Source organism: Marinobacter sp. MBR-99 (assembly GCF_040547575.1).
GTDB lineage: Bacteria > Pseudomonadota > Gammaproteobacteria > Pseudomonadales > Oleiphilaceae > Marinobacter.
In genome coordinates this window covers 63,754-70,744 of the sequence record NZ_JBEPPY010000026.1, presented here as the reverse complement: position 1 = coordinate 70,744, position 6,991 = coordinate 63,754, and the positions used below count along the sequence as shown (strand labels likewise).

Annotated in this window: 5 protein-coding genes and 1 pseudogene; 1 reads left to right on the top strand and 5 read right to left on the bottom strand. The window is 58.3% G+C overall.

Annotated features, from left to right (window positions below; genetic code table 11):
• The 4 genes and pseudogenes from ABIE59_RS20015 to ABIE59_RS18390 all read right to left on the bottom strand — a co-directional run.
• A pseudogene (locus ABIE59_RS20015) lies at window positions 1-75 on the bottom strand (contractile injection system protein, VgrG/Pvc8 family); the annotation flags it as partial.
• A 159-nt stretch (window positions 76-234) separates the two neighbouring features.
• The gene (locus ABIE59_RS18400) at window positions 235-1,959 is read right to left on the bottom strand and encodes a sugar phosphorylase (RefSeq protein ID WP_354449144.1); all 1,725 of its coding nucleotides are present in this window, start codon (window positions 1,957-1,959) and stop codon (window positions 235-237) included.
• Entirely contained in the window at window positions 1,956-3,179 is a 1,224-nt protein-coding gene (locus tag ABIE59_RS18395) for a glycosyltransferase family protein (RefSeq protein WP_354449142.1), read from the bottom strand. The genes ABIE59_RS18400 and ABIE59_RS18395 overlap by 4 nt, the downstream gene beginning before the upstream one ends.
• Window positions 3,180-3,192: 13 nt before the next feature.
• Entirely contained in the window at window positions 3,193-3,996 is an 804-nt protein-coding gene (locus ABIE59_RS18390; RefSeq protein ID WP_286250625.1) for an HAD-IIB family hydrolase, read from the bottom strand.
• A gap of 108 nt (window positions 3,997-4,104) precedes the next feature.
• Here ABIE59_RS18390 and ABIE59_RS18385 point away from each other — a divergent pair, with 108 nt between their 5' ends.
• Window positions 4,105-5,559, top strand: a complete 1,455-nt coding sequence (locus ABIE59_RS18385) for a protein adenylyltransferase SelO (RefSeq protein WP_354449140.1) — start codon at window positions 4,105-4,107, stop codon at window positions 5,557-5,559.
• Between the two features lie 60 nt (window positions 5,560-5,619).
• Here ABIE59_RS18385 and ABIE59_RS18380 read toward each other — a convergent pair whose 3' ends face one another.
• On the bottom strand, window positions 5,620-6,948 hold the full coding sequence (locus ABIE59_RS18380) for an AmpG family muropeptide MFS transporter (protein ID WP_354449138.1): 1,329 nt from the start codon (window positions 6,946-6,948) through the stop codon (window positions 5,620-5,622).
• Between the last annotated feature and the right edge of the window lie 43 nt (window positions 6,949-6,991).

Genomic DNA, 6,991 nt, shown 5'->3' with positions numbered 1-6,991 from the left:
GCCAACTACCGAAAAGTGATCTGAGGGGAATTCGCCTACACGGGCGGTGAACTGCAATCCGCTTGCCTGGGGCATGACTTCGGTCCCTGAAGAATAGTGGTTTGTAACTGACTCATCCTGAGCACGGCCGATTATAACCACCCCACTTCAGATTACAAACCAACCACTCCGCATTTTTGGGGTCAGACCCCAGAACATTTCACCCCATCAAATGTCCGGGGGTCTGACCCCAGCTTAATTGGAGAGCCAGACGCTCTGGTAGGGTTTGAGGGTGAGCACACCGGCCTGGTCGTCGATGGCCATGCCGGAGATCAGGTCGGTCCATTGGTCGGTGCCGATGAGGTTGATGTCGCTGAGGGCGACTTGCTGCACTTCGTCGCTGATGTTGTGGATGCAGAAGATGGACTGCTCCCGGCGCATGCTTTGGCGCCAGAAGCCGAACAGTTGCAGGCCCAGGTGCAGGGTGAACTGGGTGGCGTTGGGGTGGAAGGCGGGTTGGGCGCGACGGATGGCGATCAAGCGTGTCAATTCGTTGAAGGCTTTGCTGTGATGGCTCAATGGGTCTGCCAGAGCCGCTTCCACTTGCTCAAGCTGCCATTGGCCGCGATTGATGGAGCGGAAGCGGCCGGTGTGTTCCACTCGGGCATGGTCGTTTTCGGTGGCCAGCAGGCTGTGGATATAGAACGCGGGAATACCCTCCAGCGCCAGCATAATGGTGTGCGCACACACGAACCGCTGAAGCTGCCAATGGTCTGCCCCACCCTCGGAGGTGCCTTTCAGGGCGTCCCACAGAGCAATGTTCATTTCATAGGGCTGGTCGCGGCCGTCGGCGGTGCGCCGATAAGACACCTTGCCACCGAAGGATTCCATGGTGTTAATCAGCCGCTGCTTCTCTTCGTCGTCGAGCAGACCATCGGTGGGCCTTAGTCCAACGCCATCGTGGGAGGCGATGAAATTCAGGTAAGTGGTACCCATCTGCGCCGGCGGCATGCTCATCAGCCAGGTTTTCAGGTGCCGGCAGTTGCCTGTGACCAAAGTGTTGATCAGCAAGGGCGGCAACGAGAAGTTGTAAATAGCATGGGCTTCATTGGCGTTGCCGAAATAAGTCAGGTTCTCCCGGTTGGGCACGTTGGTTTCGGTGATCACCACCGCATCCGGGGTGTGGTGCTCAATCAGCAGGCGCAGAATCTTGATCAGCTCGTGGGTCTGCTGCAGGTGAATGCAGGGCGTGCCAGGCTCTTTCCACAGAAACGCCACCGCATCCAGCCGGAAAATTCTCACGCCCCGCGCCAGGTATTCACGAATAATGCCGGCGAATTCGATCAGCACTTCCGGGTTGGCGAAGTTCAGATCCACCTGGTCTTCGCTGAAGGTACACCACACATGGCGCTCGCCGTCGTCAGTCTGTACCGGAGTCAGCAACGGTGACGTGCGGGGCCGCACCACCATGCTTAAATCGTCTTTCGGGTTACCCTCGTAAAAATAGTCCTTGCCCGGCCCCACGCGCTTGCGAAAGTTCTCGAACCAGCGGCTGCGGGCCGACATGTGGTTGATCACCAGGTCTGCCATCAGCTTATAGTCCGCGGCGATGGCCTCGATGTCTTCCCAGCCACCGTGGGACTCGTTCACCGCCAGGTAATCCATCACCGCAAAGCCGTCGTCCGAGCTGTACGGGAAAAACGGCAGGATATGCACGGCACTGATGACGTCCTGCAGGCAGTCGTCCAGAAATCGCTTTAAAGTCACCAACGGCTTTTCATCCGGCTGCTGAACGGTATCGGCGTAGGTGATCAGCACAATGTCCGATGGGTCCCAATGGTTCTGGTGCGCCGGCGGTGCCTCGGTATCGGGCTCCAGCGCCATCGCATCCATCAACTGCTCTGCCACAAAGGCACAGTCCACCGCCGGGTAGACCACTTCCAGCATGGCCACCAGTTTGCTGTCGAGGGTCTGGCTCATGGCCGGAACTCCTGGTTATCCAGTTCCACCGCTTCCAGCAACTGCTCCCGGATATCCGGAATGGCGCTGGTTACCCGGTTCCAGCTCGGGATGAACGGCGTGTCCATGGGGTTGTCGAGGAAGTAGGCGCCGGCGCGCATCACGTTCTGGGCGAACAGCTCCACCGCCTTCTCTTCCTTGTGACGATCGAAACTCAGGCCGTTAATGATGGCGTCGTTCTGGTAGGTCTCCACAAAATCCAGGGCAATACGGAAGTAACTTGCCTTGATGGTGCGGAACTTTTCGTTGGAGAAAATCTCACCGTTAGTGGCCAGCTTGCGGAACAGCGCCTTGGAGATGTCCACACTCATCTTGGACAGGCCACGGCTGGCGTCTTCCGGTGACAGGTCCTGATGCTTGTGGTCATAAACATCCGCCACGTCCACCTGGCACAAGCGGTTGGTGGCGTAGTTGCGCTTCATTTCAGACAAAACGCCGATCTCGAGCCCCCAGTCGCTGGGAATACGCAGGTCATTAATCACATCGGTACGGAAGGAGAACTCGCCCGCCAGCGGGTAGCGGTAGCTGTCCAGGTAATCCAGAAAATCGTTGGGGCCACACACTTTTTTGAGGGCGCGAATCAGTGGCGTGACCAGCAGGCGGCTGACCCGGCCATTCATGCTGCCGTCCGCCACCCGTGCATAATAGCCTTTGCAGAACATGTAGTTAAAACCGGGGTTGGCCACCGGGTAAATCAGGCGCGCGAGCAAATCCCGGGAATAGGTCAGGATGTCGCAATCATGCAGGGCCACGGATTTACTCACACCCGAGGCCAGCACATAACCAAAGCAATACCACACATTGCGGCCCTTCCCCATCTCCGTGGGCGCCAGGCCCTGCTCCCGCAATTTCATATCCAGTGCCCGCAACCGGGGGCCATCGTTCCAGAGCACCTTGAACGGCTGCGGCAGCTCGGAAAAATACTCCAGAGCATGGCGGTACTGGGCTTCATCGGCACGGTCCAAACCGATCACAATCTCATCCAAATACGGAACCTTGGTCAGCTCCTGGACGATGTTTTTAAGCGCAGGCCCTTCCAGCTCCGAGTACAAAGACGGCAACACCAAAGACATAGGCCGGGCTTTACGAAAGCTCATCAGGTCCGCTTCAATATCCTCCACGGGGCGGCGCACAAGGTTGTGCAGGGTGGTGATAATGCCATTCTGGTAAAAGTCGCCCATGGCGGCTCCTCCTTTACTGGTAGCCGTACTCAAAGAGCAGATTGAGCACGCATTCATTCCAACCCTCCGGGCCGGGCTTGAGGGAGCGCATGGCGTGCCGGGACGACGGCAACTGAACCTGATCACTGTTCACCCCGCGAATCACCACCGGTACGTCGGCGGCCTCCAGCATGCACTGGTCGTTGGGGCTATCGCCCAGGGCGATGGTCACAATCGGTTCCTCACCAAAGTGCTCCTGATAACGCTTCAGCAAGAACCGGGCCCCTTCCGCCTTATCAAAGGTGCCCATGGCATGCCAGAAGCGCCCGCCCTGCACCAGCTTCAGGCCCTCCAGCTCAAGCGCCGCGCGGAATTGCGCCAGCTCTTCCTCCGTGCCATCCCACACAAGCGGCACCGTCGCCAAACGCTGTTTCGCCCGGGCCGCCTCCGTTACCGTCAACCGGGTAAGCGACGCCACCTGCTCCGCAGACAGGTCATCAAAGCTCCGAAACTGTGCACCGGATTCCCTCTGCACCAAAATAGTGCGAACAACCTCCTCATAAGACCTGCCAACATGAACCACTTCTTCCTCCGCATTGCCCAGGCAGCCAGCAGGAATCACCACCGCCGCGCCGTTCTCCGCAATAAACGGCCCCCGCAGCCCCATCATGCTTTGCAACTCACTGATCTCCGCCGCCGTTTTGCTGGAATTGAAAATCAACGGAATGCCATTGCACCCCAACCGCGCCATCGCCGGCTTCGCTGCCCGCCAGCTATAGCTGTCGTGATCCAGCAAGGTGCCGTCCAGATCCGTAAAAACAATCAACCGTGGTTGCATTTCCCCACCCCGCTCTGCAATGTAACTGGGGTCAGACCCCAAGACATTTGATGCGGTGAAATGTTCTGGGGTCTGACCCCAAATTAGATTCAAGAACCAGGCCAGACTATGAGCACGAATGCCTTTAAGGTGGAACACCGTTACCTGGAATTGCCGGACAGCTTTTATACGCGGGTGAAGCCGACGCCTTTGTCGCAGCCGGCGATGGTGTGCTTTAACCACAAATTGGCAGAGCAGATGGGGTTTCATGTTAAGGATGAAGCTGAGTGGGCCGGTGTGGGTGCCGGGGCGGAATTGCTGGAGGGTATGGACCCAGTGGCGATGAAGTACACCGGGCACCAGTTTGGCGTGTACAACCCGGAACTGGGCGATGGCCGGGGCTTGTTACTGTGGGAAACCGTAGCACCGGACGGCACCCGCTGGGACTGGCACCTGAAAGGGGCAGGCACCACGCCCTACTCCCGCTTTGGCGATGGCCGGGCAGTGCTGCGCTCCACCATTCGCGAATATCTGTGCTCGGAAGCCATGCACGGCCTTGGCATTCTGACCACCCGCGCCCTGTTTATGGTCAGCGCGAAAGACCCGGTGCGCCGGGAATCCATCGAAACCGCCGCCGCGCTGATGCGAGTGGCGCAAAGTCATATCCGTTTCGGCCACTTCGAATTCGCCGCCCACCATGAAGGCCCCGAGGCACTGAAAACCCTCCTGGAACACGTGATCACCCTGCACTTCCCGCACCTGATCAGCCTGCCGGAAGAACAACGCCACCAACGCTGGTTTGAAGAAGTGGTGGAACGCACCGCCCGGCTGATCGCTGACTGGCAGGCGGTAGGCTTCTGCCACGGCGTGATGAACAGCGACAACATGTCGATCATCGGTGACACCTTCGACTACGGCCCCTACGCCTTCCTCGATGATTTCGATGCCGGCTATATCTGCAACCACACCGACGAAGGTGGCCGCTACGCCTACAACCGGCAGCCGCAGACTGGCTTTGTGAACTGCCAGTACCTGGCCAACGCCCTGCTGCCGATCATGGATGAGGACCACGTGCGCCGGGGCCTGCGCCGGTACGAAACCGCCTACAACGAACATTTCAAGAACAACATGAGGGCAAAACTGGGGCTAGAGGAAACCGACGACTCAGACATGAGCCTGATCATGGAAACCTTCAGCATGCTGCACGAACACCGGGTGGACTACACACGCTTTTTCCGGGGCATCTCCAACCTGCACCGCCACGGCAACGCCCCGGTGCGGGATCTGTTTGCAGACAGAAGCGTGGCCGACGAATGGCTCGAACGTTACGAGGCCCGCCTGCAAACCGAAACCCGCGCCCACGACGAACGGGAATACGCCATGCGCCAGGCAAACCCCAAGTACATCCTGCGCAACTACCTGGCCCAGCAAGTCATCATGGAAGCTCAGAACGGCGACTACGCTCCCCTGAAAGAGCTGTTAAAGGTGCTCGAGAACCCCTTCGCCGACCAACCCGAATTCGAACACTACGCCGCCCTGCCCCCGGACTGGGGCAAACACCTCAACATCAGCTGCTCCTCCTGAAGTTGGGGTCAGACCCCAGAACATTTGGTGGGGTGAAATGTCTTTGGGTCTGACCCCAAATTATTTTACGAGGGCATCCTCGGTGTCTTTTACCGGAGCCAGGGCGTCGAGCCTTGCGCCGTGGCGCATCATGTAGATAACCAGCAACACAGCTGGTATGCCCATGATGGCAGAAATTGTGAAGAACTCGGCGTAGCCGAAACTGGCCACGACAATGCCCGAGAAACCGCCAAGGAACTTGCCAGGCAGGGTCATCAGAGAGCTGAAAAGAGCGTATTGGGTCGCCGTGAAGGACGTGCTTGTCATGCTGGATAACCAGGCGATCAGGGCGACATTGGCCATGCCACCGCTGAGGTTATCGGCACTCACCACCACCGCCAGGGTCATCATATTAGGCGGGTAATTGGCCAACCATACAAACAGCAGGTTGGTAGCGGCAGTCAGAATCGCTCCCGCCAGCAGGATGTTGCGCACGCCATAGCGAACTACCAGCACGCCGCCGACCAACGAACCCATGATGGTCATGAAGAAACCGAAGATCTTAGTGACATCGGCCACCTGGGTTTTGCTGAACCCCATGAAATCCAGGTAAAACGGGTTGGCCATAACACCCATAGCAATGTCGGAAATCCGGTACACCGCCACCAGCAGCAGAATGGCAATCGCCATTTCTTTGTAGCGCCGGAAAAAGTCCAGAAACGGCCCAGCAATAGCGGCATAGAACCAGCCCGCCGCCCGGGCAATGGCGGGGGGAAGGTGACCGAGTTTGCCAGCCTCTTCCTCAATCTTGTGTGCAATGTCCTGTGCAGCCGCAAAGTGATTGACCCTCGGCTCCCGCACGATCAGTACTGTGGCCGCACCCACACCCACCAGCGCAGCCATCACCTGATAAGACACCTCCCATGACCAGTACTCTGCGAGATAAAGCGCCCCGGCCCCCGCCACCAGAAGCGCCAATCGATAGCCAAAAATATACGTTGCCGCCAGCGCTGCTTGCAGTCGCTCCTCAGCGATCTCAATGCGGTAGGCGTCAATCGCGACATCCTGGGTGGCAGAAGAAAATGCCACCAGCAAGCCAAACAGCGCCAGAGTTTGTGGCGCCGCCACCGGGTCTACATTGGCCATCAGGTACAACCCGGTGGCAATGCCGGCCTGCGCCAGCAAAATCCAGCTTCGGCGTTTGCCAAGCAGCCTATCCAGTATCGGCAGCTTCAGGCGGTCCACTATCGGAGCCCAGAACACCTTGATGGAGTAGGTAATCCCAAGCCAGCTGAAAAACCCGATGGTGGCGGTTTGCACCCCCACGTCCGCCAGCCGGGCATTGAGTGTTGAAAACACCAACAAAAACGGCAAGCCGGCGGAAAAGCCCAGGAACAGCATCGCCAACACTTGCCAACGGGTGTAGACGTAGAGCGTGTCTAGAATCAGGGTA